This window comes from Chryseobacterium sp. LJ668, from assembly GCF_019613955.1.
Lineage (GTDB): Bacteria > Bacteroidota > Bacteroidia > Flavobacteriales > Weeksellaceae > Chryseobacterium.
Map to the genome: position 1 here is coordinate 592,806 of NZ_CP080443.1, position 20,456 is coordinate 613,261.

General features: G+C 35.1%; 18 protein-coding genes and 3 tRNA genes. 6 read left to right on the top strand and 15 right to left on the bottom strand.

Translation table 11 applies throughout. The features are described 5' to 3' along the window. Nucleotides 1-6: 6 nt before the first annotated feature. From porM to K0U91_RS02855, 6 genes are all read right to left on the bottom strand, one after another. Nucleotides 7-1,599: a type IX secretion system motor protein PorM/GldM gene (gene porM / locus K0U91_RS02830; protein WP_220180334.1), complete on the bottom strand. Its 1,593-nt coding sequence runs from the start codon at nucleotides 1,597-1,599 to the stop codon at nucleotides 7-9. 47 nt (nucleotides 1,600-1,646) lie between these two features. Beyond that, entirely contained in the window at nucleotides 1,647-2,339 is a 693-nt protein-coding gene (gene porL, locus K0U91_RS02835) for a type IX secretion system motor protein PorL/GldL (protein WP_219970808.1), read from the bottom strand. Nucleotides 2,340-2,402: 63 nt separating this feature from the next. Then, nucleotides 2,403-3,815 (bottom strand): T9SS ring complex lipoprotein PorK/GldK, encoded by a 1,413-nt coding sequence (gene porK / locus K0U91_RS02840; protein ID WP_219970807.1) that lies wholly within the window; start codon nucleotides 3,813-3,815, stop codon nucleotides 2,403-2,405. Nucleotides 3,816-3,922: 107 nt separating this feature from the next. Next, the gene (gene glmS, locus K0U91_RS02845; protein ID WP_219970806.1) at nucleotides 3,923-5,776 is read right to left on the bottom strand and encodes a glutamine--fructose-6-phosphate transaminase (isomerizing); all 1,854 of its coding nucleotides are present in this window, start codon (nucleotides 5,774-5,776) and stop codon (nucleotides 3,923-3,925) included. Between the two features lie 28 nt (nucleotides 5,777-5,804). Then, nucleotides 5,805-7,361 (bottom strand): DUF4270 family protein, encoded by a 1,557-nt coding sequence (locus tag K0U91_RS02850; RefSeq protein ID WP_220180335.1) that lies wholly within the window; start codon nucleotides 7,359-7,361, stop codon nucleotides 5,805-5,807. A gap of 23 nt (nucleotides 7,362-7,384) precedes the next feature. Then, nucleotides 7,385-8,155 (bottom strand): glycogen/starch synthase, encoded by a 771-nt coding sequence (locus K0U91_RS02855; protein ID WP_219970804.1) that lies wholly within the window; start codon nucleotides 8,153-8,155, stop codon nucleotides 7,385-7,387. A 169-nt stretch (nucleotides 8,156-8,324) separates the two neighbouring features. Between K0U91_RS02855 and panC the strand changes: the two genes are divergently transcribed. Beyond that, on the top strand, nucleotides 8,325-9,173 hold the full coding sequence (panC, locus tag K0U91_RS02860) for a pantoate--beta-alanine ligase (RefSeq protein ID WP_220180336.1): 849 nt from the start codon (nucleotides 8,325-8,327) through the stop codon (nucleotides 9,171-9,173). A gap of 95 nt (nucleotides 9,174-9,268) precedes the next feature. On the opposite strand, the gene K0U91_RS02865 is transcribed toward panC, so the two are convergent. From K0U91_RS02865 to K0U91_RS02875, 3 genes are all read right to left on the bottom strand, one after another. Further along, nucleotides 9,269-9,341 (bottom strand) — tRNA-Lys (locus K0U91_RS02865). Nucleotides 9,342-9,405: 64 nt separating this feature from the next. After that, nucleotides 9,406-9,488, bottom strand: a tRNA-Leu gene (locus K0U91_RS02870). A gap of 34 nt (nucleotides 9,489-9,522) precedes the next feature. After that, nucleotides 9,523-9,595 (bottom strand) — tRNA-Lys (locus K0U91_RS02875). A 115-nt stretch (nucleotides 9,596-9,710) separates the two neighbouring features. On the opposite strand from K0U91_RS02875, the gene K0U91_RS02880 reads away from it, so the two are divergent. Further along, the gene (locus K0U91_RS02880) at nucleotides 9,711-10,226 is read left to right on the top strand and encodes a shikimate kinase (protein ID WP_220180337.1); all 516 of its coding nucleotides are present in this window, start codon (nucleotides 9,711-9,713) and stop codon (nucleotides 10,224-10,226) included. Here K0U91_RS02880 and K0U91_RS02885 read toward each other — a convergent pair. Beyond that, nucleotides 10,221-10,658, bottom strand: coding sequence for an RNA-binding S4 domain-containing protein (locus K0U91_RS02885; protein WP_219970801.1), 438 nt, complete (start codon nucleotides 10,656-10,658; stop codon nucleotides 10,221-10,223). The genes K0U91_RS02880 and K0U91_RS02885 overlap by 6 nt on opposite strands. 54 nt (nucleotides 10,659-10,712) lie before the next feature. Between K0U91_RS02885 and K0U91_RS02890 the strand changes: the two genes are divergently transcribed. Further along, nucleotides 10,713-11,438 carry a hypothetical protein gene (locus K0U91_RS02890; protein WP_220180338.1) on the top strand — a complete coding sequence of 242 codons (726 nt, stop codon included), beginning with the start codon at nucleotides 10,713-10,715 and terminating at the stop codon, nucleotides 11,436-11,438. Between the two features lie 113 nt (nucleotides 11,439-11,551). Here the strand turns inward: K0U91_RS02890 and mtaB are convergent, their stop codons facing one another. Then, nucleotides 11,552-12,898, bottom strand: coding sequence for a tRNA (N(6)-L-threonylcarbamoyladenosine(37)-C(2))-methylthiotransferase MtaB (gene mtaB / locus K0U91_RS02895; protein WP_220180339.1), 1,347 nt, complete (start codon nucleotides 12,896-12,898; stop codon nucleotides 11,552-11,554). A 206-nt stretch (nucleotides 12,899-13,104) separates the two neighbouring features. Between mtaB and K0U91_RS02900 the strand changes: the two genes are divergently transcribed. Continuing rightward, entirely contained in the window at nucleotides 13,105-13,464 is a 360-nt protein-coding gene (locus K0U91_RS02900) for a nuclear transport factor 2 family protein (RefSeq protein WP_220571813.1), read from the top strand. A 43-nt stretch (nucleotides 13,465-13,507) separates the two neighbouring features. Here K0U91_RS02900 and K0U91_RS02905 read toward each other — a convergent pair whose 3' ends face one another. Both K0U91_RS02905 and K0U91_RS02910 read right to left on the bottom strand, forming a co-directional pair. Beyond that, nucleotides 13,508-15,604, bottom strand: a complete 2,097-nt coding sequence (locus K0U91_RS02905; protein ID WP_220180340.1) for a T9SS type B sorting domain-containing protein — start codon at nucleotides 15,602-15,604, stop codon at nucleotides 13,508-13,510. A gap of 135 nt (nucleotides 15,605-15,739) precedes the next feature. Beyond that, nucleotides 15,740-16,537, bottom strand: coding sequence for a hypothetical protein (locus K0U91_RS02910; protein WP_220180341.1), 798 nt, complete (start codon nucleotides 16,535-16,537; stop codon nucleotides 15,740-15,742). A gap of 154 nt (nucleotides 16,538-16,691) precedes the next feature. Here K0U91_RS02910 and glgP point away from each other — a divergent pair, with 154 nt between their 5' ends. Next, the gene (gene glgP / locus K0U91_RS02915) at nucleotides 16,692-18,356 is read left to right on the top strand and encodes an alpha-glucan family phosphorylase (protein ID WP_220180342.1); all 1,665 of its coding nucleotides are present in this window, start codon (nucleotides 16,692-16,694) and stop codon (nucleotides 18,354-18,356) included. 42 nt (nucleotides 18,357-18,398) lie between these two features. On the opposite strand, the gene K0U91_RS02920 is transcribed toward glgP, so the two are convergent. After that, the gene (locus K0U91_RS02920) at nucleotides 18,399-18,590 is read right to left on the bottom strand and encodes a DUF6496 domain-containing protein (RefSeq protein ID WP_219970794.1); all 192 of its coding nucleotides are present in this window, start codon (nucleotides 18,588-18,590) and stop codon (nucleotides 18,399-18,401) included. 11 nt (nucleotides 18,591-18,601) lie between these two features. Continuing rightward, complete coding sequence (locus tag K0U91_RS02925; RefSeq protein WP_220180343.1) at nucleotides 18,602-19,075, bottom strand: hypothetical protein; 474 nt, start codon at nucleotides 19,073-19,075, stop codon at nucleotides 18,602-18,604. A gap of 199 nt (nucleotides 19,076-19,274) precedes the next feature. Here K0U91_RS02925 and K0U91_RS02930 point away from each other — a divergent pair, with 199 nt between their 5' ends. Further along, nucleotides 19,275-20,456, top strand: a complete 1,182-nt coding sequence (locus K0U91_RS02930; protein ID WP_220180344.1) for a hypothetical protein — start codon at nucleotides 19,275-19,277, stop codon at nucleotides 20,454-20,456.

The following is a 20,456-nucleotide window of genomic DNA, read 5'->3' on the forward strand; positions in this document are numbered from 1 at the left end:
ATTAACTTATTGAACATTGATAATAACTGGTGAAATCTCCTTTAATGTTTGATTACCCAGACCTGTAGCTTTTGCTTGAATATCATAAATCTGAACTACATCACCAGGTCTAAGATTTCTTAGTAGACCTTCAGCTGAAGATAAAGAACTACCTTGAATCAGTGTACCTGCTCTTCCTGGAAGTTTCAAAATAAAGCTATTAACAGTAAATGAAACTGGGAAATCAAAATCAGGCAATGCCGCAGCTACAATTTGATTAGGAATTGAACCTACTGGCATAAAATTAACTGCTTTTCCTCTTATTTGCCCTTGTGGCCTAGGAACACCTTTGATTCTATATTCAAACACTTGAGATACAGATTTTCCTGTTGGGTCTGTTCCAGATAATGTTAATTTAACCGTAGTACCAGTTGAAGGAATAACATTCCATTTACCTTTCCCAGTATTTTTAACTACTGCTCCAGGAGCTGATAGTGACAATTTTGAATTATCTGCACCTAAAATAGATCCGGTAACAGGGTTTTCTAAACCTCTATACATTACATTCATCTTATCAGCTGATAGTAATAGACCTTGTTCTAATTTTACTTGCTGAGGACCAGCAATTACATTATAGGTATGCGTAAAAGGATATTGCGTTGCTTTTCCTGTAGCATCCGTTAAGGTAATAGTACCACCAATCTTTCTCTCTCCAAGCCCTCCGGTATTTAAAGGAAGATAACCTTTACCATTTTCCTGTCTGCTTACACCACTGATGCTAATTTTATTGCTGTTAGAATAATTCCCTAACATAATAATTGCTTCAGCTTTTTTACCAGACTGAACGTCTGTAGGTGCAGAAACAATCGCTTCATACTGATTAAACTTAATGCTTGCATCTACTTTTTCCTGAAGCATTAAAGCTAATGCATCAGATTGTACGTTTCTTGCATCATTCTGAATAATCTCAAGATTTGATATCGCAGCAATAAGTGGCTGATGATAAAATTTATTCTGAAACCAAGTTTTACCGTTTGGAGATTTCCCCTGAGGATAATCTGTAATGATAGATCTGTTTGCTCTGTCTACTAACTTCAACAACTGAGGATTATTTCCGAAAGTGCTCACGATGTAACTTCTTACATCTTCCATTTTCTTTTTCAGTTCAGTAGCATTGTTTGAGATAGAATTTTCGTCACCTTCTTTGAAAAAATATTCGGTTGTAGCTTCATTATTATTTAATGCTGAGAAATTCTCGCTAACATCCATATCTTTTCCTGTTTTAGGATCTTTATCAAAGAATTCTGAGTTTTTCTTCAAAATAACTTTAATACCTTCTGCAGAAGACACCAAATCATCGATTTTACCTTTCAAAACCTTATATTGTTCCCAAGGCTGAGCATAGGTATCGGGTACCTGCTGAGCTTTCGCTGCCAAAGTAACTTCAAAAATATCCTGATTTTTATCTTCTGTCAGATGTCTGGTTTCATTAAGAGCCCTGGTAGAATCATAATATGATCTGATGATTTCAACATCAATATTTAACGCCATCATTGCGATGAAAACCAAATACATCAGGTTGATCATCTTCTGACGTGGAGTCTGTTTTCCTTTTGCCATTCTTTCTTCTTTAGTTTTTTTGAATTAAATTAAATAATGGTTCGGGATTATGACTTCATTGCTGTTAACATGCCTCCGTAAACTCTGTTTAAGCTGTTTAAGTTTGATGTTAAACCTTGTAATTCTAGATTAAACTTCTCAGAATGTGCAGCTGACTTTTGCATATCTTCAACATATTTTTTAGCAAATTCAGATTGTCTCTGACCGCTTTCTAACTGCATAGCATATAGAGCGTTCATGCTTTCCATGTGTTGAGCAGCTTTGTTTAACTGATCATTATATTTATGAGTAGAAGCAGATACATCAACAGTTTGGTTGATTTGATCTACAGAACTTGAAAATTTATCGATTCCTGTTCTTAATCTGTCAAATAACTGCACATCTAATTTTGCATCCTGAAGCATCTTATCCAGTTTACCAGATAAAGAATTTTCTAATTCTGCAAAATGATCAGCTGTATTTTTAGCAGAAACATTTGAATGTAATGGGTTTGGGTTTGCATGCTTATCTAATAATTCAGGATAAACATTTTCCCAGTGGTAAGACTCTTCAGCTGCTGGAGGGTCGAAAGCGAAAATAATAAAGATAATTGCCTCTGTAACAAGTCCCACTGTAAGTGCAATGTTACCATTAATTGGGCCAAATGAAATGTGAGTAATTTTAAGCCAAGCTCCAAGAATTACAATTGCAGCACCGAATGAATAGAAGAAATTCATCCAAGCATCTTTAGTCTTAAACATATAAGTTAGTTTTTTTAATATTAAATAAAATTGTTTCTGAAAATAATTTAATTGATAAGATTCTTATCTGGTAACTCTTTTTACCTTAACAGCTGCTTCAGGGATATCCTGTACAGTTCTGAATCCGATATAACTTCTTGCAGAGTCTTTGCTTTCAAAATCTCTAGCTCCAGTCATCAACATATATCCAACATCTTTCCAAGAACCTCCTCTTACAGATCTTTTAGCATCTTCTTTATCCTTAGTAGAAGGATTTAAAGTTGAAGAGAAACCATAAGATGAATTGTTGTAAGCAGATTCTGTCCATTCAGAAACATTTCCTGACATATCGAATAATCCAAATCCGTTTTTCTTAAATTTCTTTACCGGAGCAGCATACATGTAAGTACCTTTCACAGCATCTTCCATATAATCGCCTCTTTTCGGTTTGAAGTTTGCAAGATAACAACCTCTATCATCCATTAAATAAGGACCTCCCCAAGGATAAGTAGCGTTTTGCTTACCTCCTCTTGCAGCGTACTCCCACTCTAATTCAGTTGGAAGACGGAACTGTAAAGGTCTTTGTTTTTTTCTTTTCATGCTTTCATTGTAGTCAGATTTCAATTTTGATCTGAAATTACAATATGCTCTAGCCTGGTCCCAAGTTACCCCAACTACAGGATAATCTTTGTAAGCTTTGTGCCAGAAATATTGTTCAAACAATGGCTCATTATATGTAAAGTGGAAATCTTTAACCCAAACTGTTGTGTCCGGATAGATTGCAATGCTTTCACTTCTAAGGTAATTAACACCTCTTTCGTTTTCAGCAAGAGCTACATCCATATCTCCCCATCTATAATTGTATTTTAATTTACTAACGTCAAGTAATCTTTCGCTACCTACTCTAGAAGAAGCTGGTAAATACATAGATTCTAAAACTTCAGCATATTCTACATCTGGATATTTAGATGTGTTCCAATGCAATGGAATTTTCCAATCTAATTTTTTTGTATCATCAAAACCATCTCTTCCACCTGCTCCTTCAAGATATTCCTGATATGCAGTAAGATTTTCTTCTTTTTTTGCAAGGTATGCATAGTCTCCGATGCCTGTACCTTTACCACCACCTTCACCACCTTCTCCGGCAGCTTCAGCTAGCATGGTTCTTGCAATAGAGTCTCTAACATAATTAATAAACACTCTGTACTCTGCGTTTGTAGTTTCTGCTTCATCCATAAAGAATGACGATACAGTTACTGTTTTCAATGGTGCTTTTTCAGGGCTGTCTGTGAAATCCACATCAGCTTGACCTGCAACGAAAGATCCTCCTGGGATGGCAACCATACCAAACGGTCTTTCCGCAACAAATGATTTTGTTTTTTCTCTAGGTATCAATTCCCCTTTTGTTCCTGGCTTCCCAACAGAAGAAGATCCACCACCTGAACAAGATACCGATGCTACCGACGCAGACAATAATAAAAGAAATATCCTTTTCATGTTAATTTTTATAATTAAGCCGTAAATATATAATTTTTTTAAGAAACTTTTAAGATTTTTTTTAGAATAACGAAAAAAATCTAAATTTATTTTATTTGCAAGTATTTTTACTCTACAGTTACAGATTTTGCAAGGTTTCTCGGCTGATCAACGTTTGCACCACGGTAAACTGCTATGTAATAAGCGAGTAACTGCAATGGAACTGAAGCAACTATGGGTGAAAAACACTCTGAAGTTTCAGGAATTTCAATCACATAATCAGCCATTGCTTTTACCTGCGTATCTCCTTTATTCACAATTGCAATTACTTTTCCTTTTCTGGCTTTAATTTCCTGCACATTGCTTACAATCTTATCATAATGACCTTTTTTAGGCGCTATAATAACAATAGGCATGTTTTCGTCAATTAACGCAATAGGTCCGTGCTTCATTTCTGCTGCAGGATAACCTTCAGCATGGATGTAAGAAATTTCTTTTAACTTCAATGCTCCTTCTAGTGCAGCCGGATAATTGTACCCTCTGCCCAGGTAAAGGAAGTTGGTTGCGTTTATGAAATCTTTAGCAATACTTTGAGTCAACTCGTGAGTTGCTTCTAAGACTTCTTCAATCTTCTTAGGAATGGCATTTAATTCAGCGATTAAGCTCATAAATTCTGCATTTCCTAAGTTTCCGTTATGCTTTCCTAATTTCAACGCTATAAGCGAAAGAATCGTAAGCTGAGCAGTAAACGCTTTTGTGGATGCAACACCAATCTCAGGTCCTGCATGGGTATAAGAACCGGCATCTGTAATTCTAGCAATTGACGAATCAACTACATTACAAATTCCATAAATAAACGCTCCTTTTTCTTTTGCCAGTTTCAATGCTGCCATTGTATCAGCAGTTTCACCTGACTGAGAAATAGCAATAACAACGTCTTTATCTGTAATAATTGGGTTTCTGTATCTAAATTCTGAAGCATATTCTACTTCTACAGGCACTCTTGCAAATTCCTCAATTAAATATTCACCGATAAGACCTGCGTGCCAAGAAGTACCACAGGCAATAATGATGATTCTGTTGGCATTTTTAAATCTTTCAAGATGATCCCAGATTCCCGCCATTTTAATAATTCCTTCATCCACAATAAGTCTGCCTCTCATGGTATCATGAATTGATTTTGGCTGTTCGAAGATTTCTTTAAGCATAAAATGCTCATATCCACCCTTTTCAATCTGCTCCAAATTTAATTTAAGTTCCTGAATTTCAGGAATTATCTTAGAATTATCAGTAATTGTTCTGATATCTACACCGTTTTCTAAGGAAAGAATCGCCATATGACCTTCTTCCAAATAAATAGCTTCTTTGGTAAATTCTACAAATGGAGATGCATCCGATGCAATGAAATATTCTTTATCACCAATTCCGATGGCTAAAGGAGAACCTAATCTACCAACAACCAAAACTCCCGGATAATCTTCATGCATTACAGTAATCGCATAGGCACCGTATACTTCATTCAAAGCATATCTTACTGCTGTAGGAAAATCTATCTCAGGATTAATATCCATAAAATACTGGATCAGATTTACCAAAACTTCTGTATCTGTTTCAGATTTAAAAGAAAAACCTTTACCCGTAAGCATCGTTTTGATCGTATCGTAATTTTCGATAATACCATTGTGAACGATGGCAATTTTTCCGCTGTTAGATAAATGGGGATGGGAATTTCTGTCACTAGGTACACCGTGTGTTGCCCATCTCGTGTGACCCATACCTACCTTTGCAAATCCTTTCAGCTGACCTGAGATATTTACTAGATCATCAACTTTACCTTTTGTTTTTTCAACGTCAAAGGCATTATTTTCGCCTTCCAAAACGATTCCGGCACTGTCGTAACCTCTATATTCTAATCTTCTCAGCCCATTAATAACAATATCATAGGCATCCTGAAAGCCTGTATAACCAACTATTCCACACATATTTCTATAAAAGTGTTTTTTTTATTTATTATTTTGTACCGTAGGTAACTCGTAATTGAATTTTATCAGAATTTCCAGTATCTGATCCGATGAAAACAGCTCTATCTAAAGAGAAATTTCTCGAAGTAAACTGGTATCCTGCCAATGTACTTCCGGTAGAAGATTGCAGGAAATTACCCATATCTATTTTGAAATATTTATCCTTATAATATTCTACTCCCGATTCAGGTGATTCAACAATATCTTTCAAAGATTGTGTTACTGTAAAATCGTAATAAGCAGGATTTTTATCTAAATCATATGCTTTAATGTAAGCAAAATTAGGTGTAGTTACAAGCGCTAACAAATCATTTGTGAAATTTGTTGTTTCTTTAGGATTAGAAGGATCTGTTTTCCTATCAATATCTTTTTGAACGATTGTCAAAATTGTAGGTTTTTTAAGATGACTCTTCCATGCATCCTTATCAGTATACATTCTTATTTTTGCACTGATAATCGCTGCTTTATTTTTTTGATACAAAGTTTTAAGCGCTTCAATCGTTGCCACAGGAAATTTAATTCCTATAGAATTACCTCCCATTGCCTGTGCGAAAAGTTTAGTATCTCCAGTAGGATTTCCAGTGCTTGCTGTCTCCAATGCAGAATCGCTTCTATCATACACATAGTTTCCAACATGTACGTTTCCGTTACCAACTGAGAAAGCATATTTCTTTTGAGTTTTTGCAGTTGCACCGGTATCAAGAGATTTATAATACATGATCAACTCCACAGTTGAAGGTGAAAACTGAACCAGATATCCATCACTATCATTTACAGAAATTTTTAAACCTCTGAAATATCTGATGAAATTGGAAACATCTTTCAATTCAGGCTGTCCTTTTTTATCAATAATCTTCGTCTTAAAGAAAATAGGGTCAAGTGGAATTCTAAAGCCAACATCAGATGTAAACAATGAACTGTTGTCTGAATCTTTAGTAATAGCAACAGAATTTACATATCCGTTGAAAACTTTAGAACCTAATAGTTGGTTTGCTAGATAAGCCTTATTTGAATAAGCAATATCTGTGTATCCATTTAAAAATTCTGTAACCTCTTGTACATTTACAGTCAGATTACCTCCATTTAATTTTGTTCTTCCATATTTGGTTGCAGGATATCTGTTAATTATTTTTTTAGCAGGCACAGAACCATCCGGATAAATATAATTTTCATCTGTCGTAGTCGTAAGTGAATCTGAAGCGTACAAAGGCTTAATGACCAATACTACAGAATCAACTTCAGCACTTCCCCCAAAATCAGGATCATAAGCAGGAAGTCTAAGCTGAGTATAATAAGCTGCTTTTTGCATCCCAAACTGACTTTCGGTAAAAGCTCCTAAAGTCGCTAAACCTAATTTTGAAGCATCACTTCTGATACTGTCATTATTATCAATGTTATAAGCGATAACATCATAAGGAACTTCATGGCCCTCTGTAGCGCCATCTAAAAATAATTGCTCACCCAAAGAATCCGGATCAGGTTCGCAATTGTAAACCAACATCCCTCCAAAAATCACCATTGAAAGTATAGTGAAGGCTTTTTTCATATTGTTAATCATCAAAATTTCTTTTAATATAGTTTACTGATAGAATCTATGTCTAAATATTCAGATTTAGAAGTGGAGGTTTCATTGAAAGCTTTATCTAAATCGCCTTCTAAAAACTCATCTCCTTTTACCACTTCATCCACATATTTCATACTTTCGATTACAAAGCTTTGAAAACTAGGAGTATTTAACGCCTCTAATCCCGAAATATTATCAAACTGCAATTTTTCAACAATACTTTTATCCAAAGGAGCATCTTTCTCATTGTATAATGAAAGAACAATTTTTGCATCCTTAAAATAAGTATCAGATTGATAAAAAGTTTTTAAATAAACCGGAATAAAAGAAGCCATCCAGCCGTTAAGGTGAATAACGTCCGGTACCCAATTAAGCTTTTTGATTGTTTCTATAACGCCTCTGGCAAAGAAAATTGCGCGTTCATCGTTATCAGGAAAGGCAGCGCCTTCATCATCAAAATAATATTGTTTTCTTTTAAAATATTCTTCGTTGTCGATAAAATAAACCTGCAATCTTTCTCCCGGAAGAGATGCTACTTTAATAATCAGGGGCTGATCTAAATCGTTAATGATAATATTCATCCCAGAAAGGCGGATTACCTCGTGAAGCTGAAATTTTCTTTCACTTATCTGTCCGAATCTTGGCATAAAAACTCTTACATCATTGCCTTCTTGGTGCATTTTAAGTGCCATTTTGTTTACCACTGTTCCTAAATTTGTATCTTCTTGATAAGGGTACATCTCTGTGGTAATGTACAGTATTTTCTGATTGGGCATATAATTTTTATATAATTTTAAATAATCCTATAGGTTGCAAAATTACAAAAAAACATCCAACATTATTGTAATTAACATTTTTTTACGATAAAGGCCTAAATCAAAGTGTTAAATCTTGAAAATTCTTATGAGATAATTTACTATTTTTGATTCGCTATTAAAATAAATTATGGAAGTTCTAAGAAACAAAAAAACACTTCAAGACTTTATTGAAAGACAAAAAGAAATGGGAAAGAAAATTGGTTTTGCCCCGACGATGGGTGCGTTACACAATGGTCACCTTTCTTTGTATGAAGCTGCACGTACAGAAAATGATTTGGTGATTTCTTCAATATTTGTGAACCCCACCCAATTTAACAATGCGGAAGATTTAAAAAAATATCCGAGGGATGTAGACAGAGACCTCTCTATGCTTGAGAAATCAGGTTTGGTAGATGCCGTTTATATTCCCGAAGTGCAAGATATTTATCCCGAGAAAGCAGAAAGCCTGCATTACGATTTTGATGGCTTAGAAAACGAAATGGAAGGAAAATCCCGGCCCGGACACTTTGATGGTGTAGGAACTGTTGTTGAAGAGCTATTCAGACAGGTAAAACCCGACAATGCCTATTTTGGCGAGAAAGATTTTCAGCAATTGGCAATCATCCGTAAAATGACCGAAAAAAAACAACTTCATATCAATATTGTAGGAGTAGATATTTACAGGGCGGAAAACGGATTGGCTTTAAGCTCAAGAAACCAAAGATTGACAGAGAGCAGGAGAGATGAAGCTAAAATCATCTATGAAACATTAGTAAAAGTAAATGATTGGTTTAGAGTAGTTTCTGTTTCCGAAATAAAAAATAGAGTAAAAGATATTTTTGATGACCAAAAAGGCATGAATCTTGAATACTTCATGATCGCTGACGAAAAAACTTTGAAAGAAACCGATTTTTTTTATAAAGATAAATTGTACAGGGCGTTTATCGTCGTGGTGGTAGATGGTGTGAGATTAATCGACAATATGCATCTAGATTAGGCATAAATAAAAAATCAAAGGCCTCCTGAAGGAAGCCTTTGAACACCAAATCACAAAATATTAATATGAAAAAAATTTACTTTTCAGTAAACTTGTGACCCGGCTGGGATTCGAACCCAGGACCCATACATTAAAAGTGTATTGCTCTACCAGCTGAGCTACCGAGTCGGTCTTGTTTTTACATTCGATAAATATAAAATAATTTTCAGACTTATCAAATTTTTTTTTGCAGTGCCTGCGACTGGACTCGAACCAGCACATCCTTAGGAAACCACCCCCTCAAGATGGCGTGTCTACCAATTTCACCACGCAGGCAAAAAAATTATAAAAAATACAAATTTTTTGCTAGTGACCCGGCTGGGATTCGAACCCAGGACCCATACATTAAAAGTGTATTGCTCTACCAGCTGAGCTACCGAGTCGGCCACTATGTAATCAAGATTTCATCGCAATTGATGTCCTTGTTTTTAGTGGTGCAAAGATAGAGCTTTTTTCATTATCTCAAAACTTTTTCGCAAATTTGTTCAAAATAAATTCATGATAATTTCACTGGTCGGATACATGGGAAGTGGCAAATCTCACATTTCCAAAATTTTAAGCGAAAAAATTAATTTTAAACTCATCGACCTTGATAGAGAAATTTCTAAGCGGAATAAAATGACGATCCCCGAAATCTTCGAAAAAAAGGGCGAAATCTATTTCCGCAAGCTTGAAAGAGAAACATTAGAAGAGATTCTGGCAACCGAAGAAAACATTGTTTTGAGCTTGGGCGGAGGAACACCTGTTTATTACAACAATATGGAAATCATTAACCATAATTCTAAAAGCATTTTTCTAAGATCATCTGTCAATACTTTAGTGGAAAGAATTTCAAAACAAAAGGAGAAAAGGCCCTTAATTGCAAATATTTCAGACGAAAACCTTCCCGAGTTTATTGCTAAACATCTCTTCGAGAGGAATGAATTTTACCGTAAAGCTCAATTCATCATCGGGACAGATTCTAAACAACCTGAAGAAATCATGAACGAGATCATTGATAAATTATATTTATGAATCTTTTTCTTCTTCCGAATTATTCTCCCCAAAAAAATCATCCCAGTCTGTAAAATCTGCATCAACATCATTTTCTACATAGCCATCAATTTCTCTTCTGTCTTTTTTGGTAGGTCTTCCTTCACCTCTGTCGCGGTAATAGCTTTGAGTCATTTTGCGGACTTTCAATATCTCATACTGCTCTTTGTCGGTAACATCTTTAATATGTAGGGAAACTAATTTTGCCCCAATTCTGCTTTTGGGGATCTGTATGACTTTTATTTTATAATCGATCTGATTTTTACGGATTTTTATTACATCACCCTCCTTCACCTCTTTAGACGACTTTACTACAGAGTCTCCTATTGATACTCTGTTCTTTTTGATCTCATCCGTAGCAATACTTCTGGTCTTGTAAAAGCGAATACTCCATAAAAATTTATCTATTCTCATTATTTTTTATACTTTTGCCGTTATATTATCTGTAAAGTAATTAAAGTTTTTGAAATGAAAAAAATATTTTTGTATATCCTTGCCGGATCTTTGTGTTTTTCGGCTTGTAAAAAAGATGATGATGAAGTAGCAACATATGTTGAGCCTGAAAACATTGCAACTCAAAACACGTATGACGATCAGGCTATTCAAAAATTTTTGAATGATAATTACCTGGATGCGCAGGGTAATATAAAATCTTTCAGCAGCACGGATGCAGCTGATGATAATGAAGTTAAACTGATTAATTTAAATCCTCAGACTTTGCCTTCAGGTGTAATTTACATCGTAAGAAACAATGCTCAGCCAACGCCCGGAACTACAATTGCGCCCACAGACATTGTAAGATTGATGATGCGTGCCAGAACTTCTCTTGCAGGTAACACAGATGGTGAAACCAAATTTCTTACTACAGAGCAGTTTGTAAATTACAGCCCACTGGACGGTACAGGTTCTCCTATTGTTGACCCTATGTTTTATTATGTAACAGATGCAAAAATGGCATTATACAAAAATACAGACCGTAATTTTTACGAAATTGAGGGCTTTAAAGAAGCATTGCAGAAATTCAAAGCTTTCAATAAAGCTGATGATGAAAACTATAACCTTCAGGGTGTAATTATTGTCCCTTCAAGAGCGGCATTTGCCAGAGATTCACATTATAATTACAGTGGATATTCTTTCAGAAACAGAACATTTATTTTTAACTTTCAGGTGTATAAGACTACGCCAAGAACTTAAGCTGGTATAAAATAAAAAACTCCGCTTCAAATATTTTGAGGCGGAGTTTTTATTTATTGATTAATCAAATCATCATGTAACAAGCATAATTTAGTAGAAATAAAGCTGTCGGATTATACTTTTGATAAAAAACTTTCGTAAGACGATTGCACAGAAACTGTACCATCAGACTCTATTTTTTCTAATTTTAAGAATTCAATCTGATTAACAGATGCCGAATCAAAATCTTTCTGCACTCTCACATAATTTTTTGTGAAACCGTACATTTTTCCGTCCTTATTTTCGTGTTCCCAAAGTACAGGAAGTGTTTGCCCAAGCTGAGTCTGGTAGAATGCCATTTTCTTTTTCTCAGAAAGAATTCTCAACATTTTGTTGCGTCGTTTTCTTTCAGGAATCGGAACTGCACCATCCATTTCTGCGGCTTCCGTATTTTCTCTTTCAGAATAGGTAAAAACGTGCAGATAAGAAATCGGAAGTTCATTTAGAAAGTTATAAGTTTCCATAAATAGTTCTTCTGTTTCACCCGGAAAGCCAACAATGACATCAACACCAATGGCCGCATCGGGCATCACCTCGCGTATTTTATTGACTCTGTTGTTGTATAATCTGGTCAGATAGCGACGCTTCATTTTTTTCAATAAATCATCACTTCCCGATTGCAGCGGAATGTGAAAATGCGGAACAAAGCTTTTACTTTTAGATACCAACTCAATGCTTTCATCTTTCAAAAGATTCGGTTCGATTGACGAAATACGGATTCTTTCGATACCGTCAACCTGATCTAATTCTTTAATTAAATCTAAAAAAGTATGCTCATGCTTTTTATTTCCAAACTCGCCTTTACCGTAATCTCCGATGTTTACACCTGTAAGAACAATTTCTTTGATGCCCTTTTCAGCAATTTCCTTAGCGTTTTTAAGAACATTTTCAATAGTATCCGAACGGGAAATCCCTCTGGCTAAAGGAATTGTACAATATGTGCATTTGTAATCGCAGCCATCCTGAACTTTCAGGAAAGCTCGCGTTCGGTCTCCGATAGAATAGCTTCCAATGAAGAAATCTGTTTCTTCAATTTCGCAAGAATGCACAACACCCTCACTTTGAGACTTTTCCAGATCATCAAGATAACTTAAAATATTGAATTTTTCTTTGGCTCCAAGAACCAAATCTACGCCCGTAATCTGTGAAATTTCTTCCGGTTTTAATTGAGCATAACATCCTATAATGACAACCAGACCTTCAGGATTGGCTTTCATTGCTCTTTTTACATGAAGCTTACACTCGCGGTCGGCATTTTCTGTCACCGAACATGTGTTGATAACATACACATCTGCTTTCCCATCAAAACCTACCTTATCGTAACCTGCATCTGTCAATTGGCGGGCAATGGTAGATGTTTCCGCAAAATTTAATTTGCAGCCAAGCGTATGAAATGCGGCAGTTCTGTGAATGTGAGACATTTTTTCTGTTCCTGAATTTGTGGGTGCAAAGATAATGAATTTAGTATGAAATTGGATCGATTCAATCTATTATGCTGTTATTATGAATTTTAAATGGCATTTATTTCACTACCTTTCGCAAAACTTAGTTCTTACTTGGAGGCTTTTCGTTTGAGCAAAAAATCCGGATAACAGCTTTTTGCGTATATAAATATAAACTCCGATAAATGAATTGTATGGTTAGCCATTTTATGCAGGATTTAAATTCCCTGAATATTGAAAAGCTGGAAAAATGGTTTACTGACGAAACTGTATTATGGATTCCGCCCACAGAAGAAATTTCTGGTAAAACCAGGATTTTGGCTTTGTTCAGAGCTATTTTTAGACGTTATGAAAATATCGAATGGAGCGTATCTGAAATTTTCCCCTTAGGAAATAACAAATTTTTTTATCAGACCAATTCTTTAGGGAATATGTATGGAAAAGGCACGTACAAAAACGAAATTTGCACTATTATTCAATTTTCAGAATGCGGAAAAATTCAGTATCTATCAGATTATTTTAAAGATACCAATATTTTTAATTAAAAAAACCACCTTTCTCAAGATGGTTTTTTGTATTTAATTATAATTATTCTCTGTTTTTCACCATTACCCAACCTGTATATTTGAATAGGGTATTCTTCTGATCATTTTCGTTCCATATTACAGAATACCAATAATTTCCGGTAGGAACTTTTTTACCTCCTGATGTTCCATCCCATTTATAATTGTTTAATTTATCTGCCTGGAAGATTTTATTCCCATATCTGTCAAATATATTGAACACTAAATTTTGTTTATGTCCTAGAGCAGAATAATCAATGATATCGTTGATGCCGTCACCATTGGGCGTAATCACGTTGATTAAATTAGGAACTACAATATTGACCGTTATTGGTTCGCAATCATAAGAATCTTTTACATAAATAACATGATCACCTCTCGAAATATTATTAAACACATTAGAATCCTGCCAATTGATATTATCCATAGAATATTTGTAAGGAGCATTACCGCCGTTGACATTTACGGTAACTGTGGTATTTGAGATTTCTACACTTGTTACGACGGGCTGCTCAGAAGCATATACCTTTACCGTTTGATATGAGATACATTCTCCTGTTTTTAATTTTACCCAGTATGTTCCAACACCCACGTTTGTGATGATCTGTGTTGTTGCGCCGGTACTCCATTCATATCCGTCGAATCCTACACCTGCATCAAGAGTGGTTTTATCTTCAATACAGATGATTTTATCCTTTAAAATTGCCGAATAAACAGGAGGAATTACTTCTAATGTAACTTTAGCAACAGCGTAACATCCATTTCCATCAGTCACTTTAATGTAAACGACACCGCTTGGAGCGATATATGCGGCAGGTGTTGATATTTCATTGGTTCCATTTATTGCATCCTGCAAAGATTTATAATATTTTTTTGTGATCCCGGTTTGTAACGTCACATTTGCTGTAGTAAGATTAAACGCTGCAGTAACTAAATTTTGCTGTAGTGCACAGAAGCGTAAAACGGCATCATTAACCACTACTTCCGGATAAAAATTCAATGTAATTGCAGCCGTATCAGAGCATCCTTCGGCTGTTTTCACTAAAGCATATATCACCCCGCCTGCAGATACATACTGAGTAGGATTGGTGATTTCAAGTGTACCTGCATTCAGGTTAGCCATTGTCGGATAATATTTTATGGTCACGTTTGGACCTGTAAAAACTGCCGCCGATGTAAGATTAAAAACCGCTGTACCCGTTTTGTTGTTGTTACAGGCCAATAATGTTTTATCAAGAGCATTTATATTGCCCTGCTTAAATTTAAAAGGACCTATTTGTCTACAAAAATTAATCGGATTTGTTGGATTCACTGGATCCTGGTACCGTATGCTGTAATAGTAAACTGTTGTAGTATTTACGGTAATAGGTGCTGTGATTGGGTTTGTTCCGGCCAATGCATCGTTCTGTGTAGTATGATAAGAAATTACAAAATTGGGGTTTCCATTGAGAATTCCAGCTGTAAGTGTATTGAAATCAAAAACCGCAGGACTTACGCAAATGATGACCTCTTTTGGATCAGCAGGATTTGCTGCAGGAACTCCCGGAGCAACAAATGGATTAGGCTGCAATGCAGGATGTGTAAATGGCGAAGCCAATGTAGCCGTACCTCCCCAGGTTAAAGAAAATGGAGCAACCGTACTTGCGCCGGCACCTACCCAGTTATCGATGTATAAATAATATGTCTGACCTGCTACTACATCTAAGTACTGACAATAAGGTGTGAGTGAACCTCCGGCAGCATTGGTAATCGTACTGGTCATATTCAGACCTGTAGACGCTCCTACTCCGAGTACTGTTGCAGCATTACAGCGAATAGGCGTACCTAAGCTTCCGCACGCTACATTAGGCCCGTAGATTGCCCAGTCATAATCTGCATCCGGATCATTAGGAACCAAATTGAAAGTCAATGTTCCACTTGTAGCAATGGTAAGTTTGTACCATATAGAGTTATGCTCTCCGGTAGTTAGACAGCCGCCTAATGACTCATTTACCGCTCCGATTCCTGTCGGGCCGTAGTTAATTGTAGAATTTCCACAGACCGTTAATGCCGTCGAACAATCTGCCTGAGAAAATAAGCTCTGCGAAATACAAAACAAAATAAAAAGTAGAGTTTTTTTCATATAGAAGTGATTATTAGTGTTTAAACCGTATCAAATATACTAAAATTTAAATTATAATCACCAAATAATGATAATAGCAAAGTATTTAATAAAAAAAATATTATTTATTTACATATTCAATACTGATATTAAGAATTACTTAATGCTCGTCATATTACCACATAGGTTTTCCAGGTGAAAAATTTTATGAAACGGGCTTTTCACCTCATCCAAATGCTCTTTATCCTGAATGAAAGTATATCTTGATGCCAAAGAATTCATATCAGAAACAATCACCAGCCAACACTCATCAACTGATCTGTCATAGTAAGGAAATTTTTCGTTTTTCTTTTCTATGATTTCTAAAATTTTCTCAGAACAGAGCTCGTCAAAGAGATTCATATTGTATTCATGGGTAATAAAAACATTTCTGCGGTGAGACGATTTCCGGATGCTCTTTACACATCCTACTGCCTTATTTTTTTTGATGCTTTTATAAATACTAAAAATGATTTCCTCCTGCTGTTCGGGGTTGTCAAATTTCAAAGGAGTACGAAATGATAAAAAATAAACACCACGATATTTCGTGGTGTCTTCCTTTTCTAATAATATTTCTGCCTGACGGAATATTTTGTTCAGATTACTTTCAACCTTCTTCATTTCAAGATGATTGATGACTTCTGTCAATTCTATCCCTATCTTTTTGTTGTTAAATTTTGCGATAAAATCCGGGCTCTCGCAGGTAAGATTTTCAAATGTAATTTCAGGAAAATGGTGCATAAAAGAATTGAGCAGTAAAATCTCTGTTTTCTTTTTATATTTTTCCCGGTCATGAAGAGGAGATTCGTCGATTGTGCGATGGTATTTCTCCATCGGTTTCTTTTTCAGATGCTGATTAAGATAGTATAAGCTCAGATTCTTGATTAAATCTTCATCAGAAAAAATCTTTTTCATTGCTGGAAGTTTTTGATTATCAAAAATTTATATTTTAAAGGTAGTAAAAAAAACTATTCACCAGAAAGATTTAAAAATATTTATTATATAATTAATGTAAAGTTTATTTTCTTAATCAATACCTTTGAAACTTTAAACACAATAATTGAATTTTATGGATTTTAAAAACTTTAAAATACCTTACAGCATTGACGAGAAGTATTCTAAAAAAATTGCCTATTTTTCGATGGAATTTGCCCTTGAGCAAGTACTAAAAATATATTCCGGTGGATTGGGATTTCTCGCAGGCTCTCACATGAGAAGCGCTTACAATCTGAAACAGGATTTGGTAGGAATTGGCATTCTTTGGAAATTCGGCTATTACGATCAGGCAAGAAATCATGATCAGACCTTACAGCCGACATGGACGAGGAAAATGTACAGCTTTTTGGAAGATACAGGGATTAAATTTCAGATTGAAATTCACAGCGCACCAGTTTGGGTAAAAGTATGGTATCTTGACCCTGAAATTTTCCATACAGCGCCGATGTTTTTTCTTTCTACAGACGTTCCGGAAAATGATCATATCTCAAAAACAATCAGCCATAAACTATATGATGCCAATGAATCTACGAAGTTGGCTCAATATATTTTATTGGGAAAAGGTGGTGCAAAACTAATAGATGAGCTTAATATCGAAAGAGAAGTGTATCATTTAAATGAAGCACACGGGCTTCCTGCAGCATTTTATCTGTTAAAAAAATACGATGGAAATCTTAAAAAAGTAAAAGAAAAATTAGTTTTCACGACACATACACCAGAAGAAGCCGGGAACGAAAAGCATAATCTTAAATTATGCTACGATATGTCGTATTTTTCAGGCATGAGTATGGAGGAAGCGAAAAAACTGGAAGGTTCTGACGGTGAGCTTTTCAATCATTCTCTCTGTGCATTAAAAATGGCAAGAATAGCCAATGGAGTTTCTCAGCTTCACGGTGTGGTTTCCAGAGCGATGTGGAGTAAATATTCTGGAATTTGCGAGATCAAATCAATTACCAATGCTCAGGAATTTAAATATTGGTCTGATAAGCAGCTTTATAATGCGAAAGACGAAAACGATGAAACTGTTTTTGATTACCGCAAAAAAACCTTGAAGAAAAGACTTTTTAATATTGTTGCAGACCAAACGGGAAATCTGTTTAATCCAAACGTTTTTACCATTGTCTGGGCTAGAAGATTTGCAGGATACAAACGTGCAGATCTGCTGCTTCATGATAAAGACAGATTTTATAAACTGCTGAACAATCCGAAATATCCGGTGCAGATTATTTGGGCAGGAAAGCCTTATCCAATGGATTATTCTTCTATTTCAACATTCAATACTTTGGTAGAAGAAAGTAAAAACCACGCAAATATGGCCGTTTTGACGGGTTATGAATTATCTTTAAGCAAATCTCTGAAACAAGGCTCAGATTTGTGGCTCAACAACCCGAGAGTGCCAAGAGAAGCTTCGGGAACTTCTGGGATGTCTGCTGCAATGAACGGCTCGGTAAACCTGTCGACTGACGATGGATGGATTCCTGAATTTGCAAAACATGGTGAAAATTCTTTCGTCGTCCCCAAGTGTGATTACGAAAAAATGAGTATTTACGAACAGGATAATTATGATCTTAATGCATTATATGAAATCCTTGAAAAGGAAATCCTTCCTACTTATTATGACGAGCCGAAAAAATGGCGAAAAATACAGCAAAATGCTATGAATGATGTCAAAGACCAGTTCAACAGCGACCGAATGGCTGATGAATATTATGAAGTTCTTTACAACCAGAAAATGTAAAAATATAAAACCTTCCGCAGTTCACGGAAGGTTTTTTTACAATTAATCTTTTTTCTTTTTCTCTTTAGGTACTTTCAAACCTTTTTCACGTGCTTCAGATATTCCGATGGCTACTGCCTGCTTTTTATCTGTCACTTTCTTGCCGGATGATGACTTGAGCTTTCCATCTTTAAATTCTTTCATCACCTTTCCCACTTTTTCCTGAGCTTTCTCTGAATATTTAGTCTTGCTCATCATTGATATATTTAAGATTTAGATATAGAAACTCCAATTTCATAAACATGGGCATGCTTCAAATATTTTGAACGTTCTCTTGATGTCACAGATTCCAATTTATCATTTTTGATGACAATAATGGGGTCTTCGGCATTTTCGATTTCAAAATTGGCAAGATATCTTTCATCAGGTGCGTCACCTCTCATTTTTGACTGCATCTTTTGCAGCTCATCGGCATATTGCTTGAAACCGGGATCTGATGAATGAATGAATTTATACTCATCACCTGCATCTACATAATAATGAAGGTTTTTTTCTATAAGACCAGCTTCCGAAGTAATTTGCGGATTGTCATTTCCATCTTTAAAACCAACTTCTACTACAGTTCCACCAATTTTATCAGCATGCTCCTGTGCGTCTTTAATGCTTGAAAAACCGGTGTACACAATTTGATCATCCAATTCGTATTTATTCAGTTTCTGATGATGTGCATTTGTTTCCATAATTATCATTTTTAATGTTAAAAAATATATTCAATTTTTCTGCCAAAATTTAGTACCTCTTTATCTGTTACAACATTGACACTAATAAGGTAGTCATTTATTTACATTATAAACATCAATAAATATATTTATTTAGAAATTTTTGATTTAAGCATCTACTAATTAAAAAAAAATTAAATTTGCGCAAAATCTTACCTATATGAAACTGAGTTTTATTTTTTCTATTTTTCTATCATGTACAGCAATATTGGGCCATGCTCAAAGAATTGATGCTGAGAATATTTCCTTTCAATTACTAAAAGAACCGACTAATGCTGTGGAAGCTCAAAACAGAAATTATTCTGTCACTGTCAATTCACCGTATAATATCACAAAAGAAGATGCCATAAAAGAGGCAAAAGACAAACATCAGAAAAATGTAGATAATTATGACCAAAGCGTACAAGATGCCAAAAATCAACACGCTGAAAAATTAAAAGACTATGAAGCTGACGTAAAAAGACTTAACGAAAAATACAGAACAGAATCTGAGCAGTATAACAAAATGAAAACTGTAGAAAAAATTGCTATGAATGCAATGCCACCGGTTTTGAGACTGCCATCGCGTCCGCAAATGAATATCCCGCAAAAACCATTGTACACTGAGCCTGATCTTCGAAATGCACTAATAGTTGACAATAAGGTCCTTGCTTCTCAAATATCGATTGACGGCTTCACAAGAGGCGGAAATTACATTGATATTGCCATCAATATGGAGAGAACAAATTTTCAGGATAATGCAGGAAAATCATTTGCCAATCAGCCTACAAAGTTAGTCGTAAAGCAAGGTGGAACAGTAAAAATTGATAAAAATCTGTTTTCAGATTTTGAGGAGATCGCTTCTAGCCCCACTAATGAAATCAACTTGAGTGCTCACGAAAAAAATTATCTTCAGAAGGTGATTGCTAAGATCAATGATATTCTGGCTGAAAACTATGGCTTCTCAAAAATTATCTCAACGGTAAAATTAGAAAGTGTAAAAAACAAAGGAGAATATGACGATTTGGAAAAAGCGCATATTTACGTGACAACGAATCTTAAAAAAATGCAGGCAAAACCAGATTACGCTCCCAACAAAACAGCTTTTGAAAATTTGAACAAAGGTATTGACATCTGGAAAGCAACTCTTAAAAAGATCGATTACAACGATAAAAAAGCAATATTCAACGGCAAAATCGCAACCTATTTATATTTAAATTTAATACGTCTAAATCTTGCATTGGGAAATAAAACAGAGGCAGAAAAGTATCTTAACGAAATGCAGGAACACCTGGTAGATTTAAAATTATCTTTTGACCAAAATTATGAGCTGAAAGCTCTGGAACAAAAACTTTATAATTAA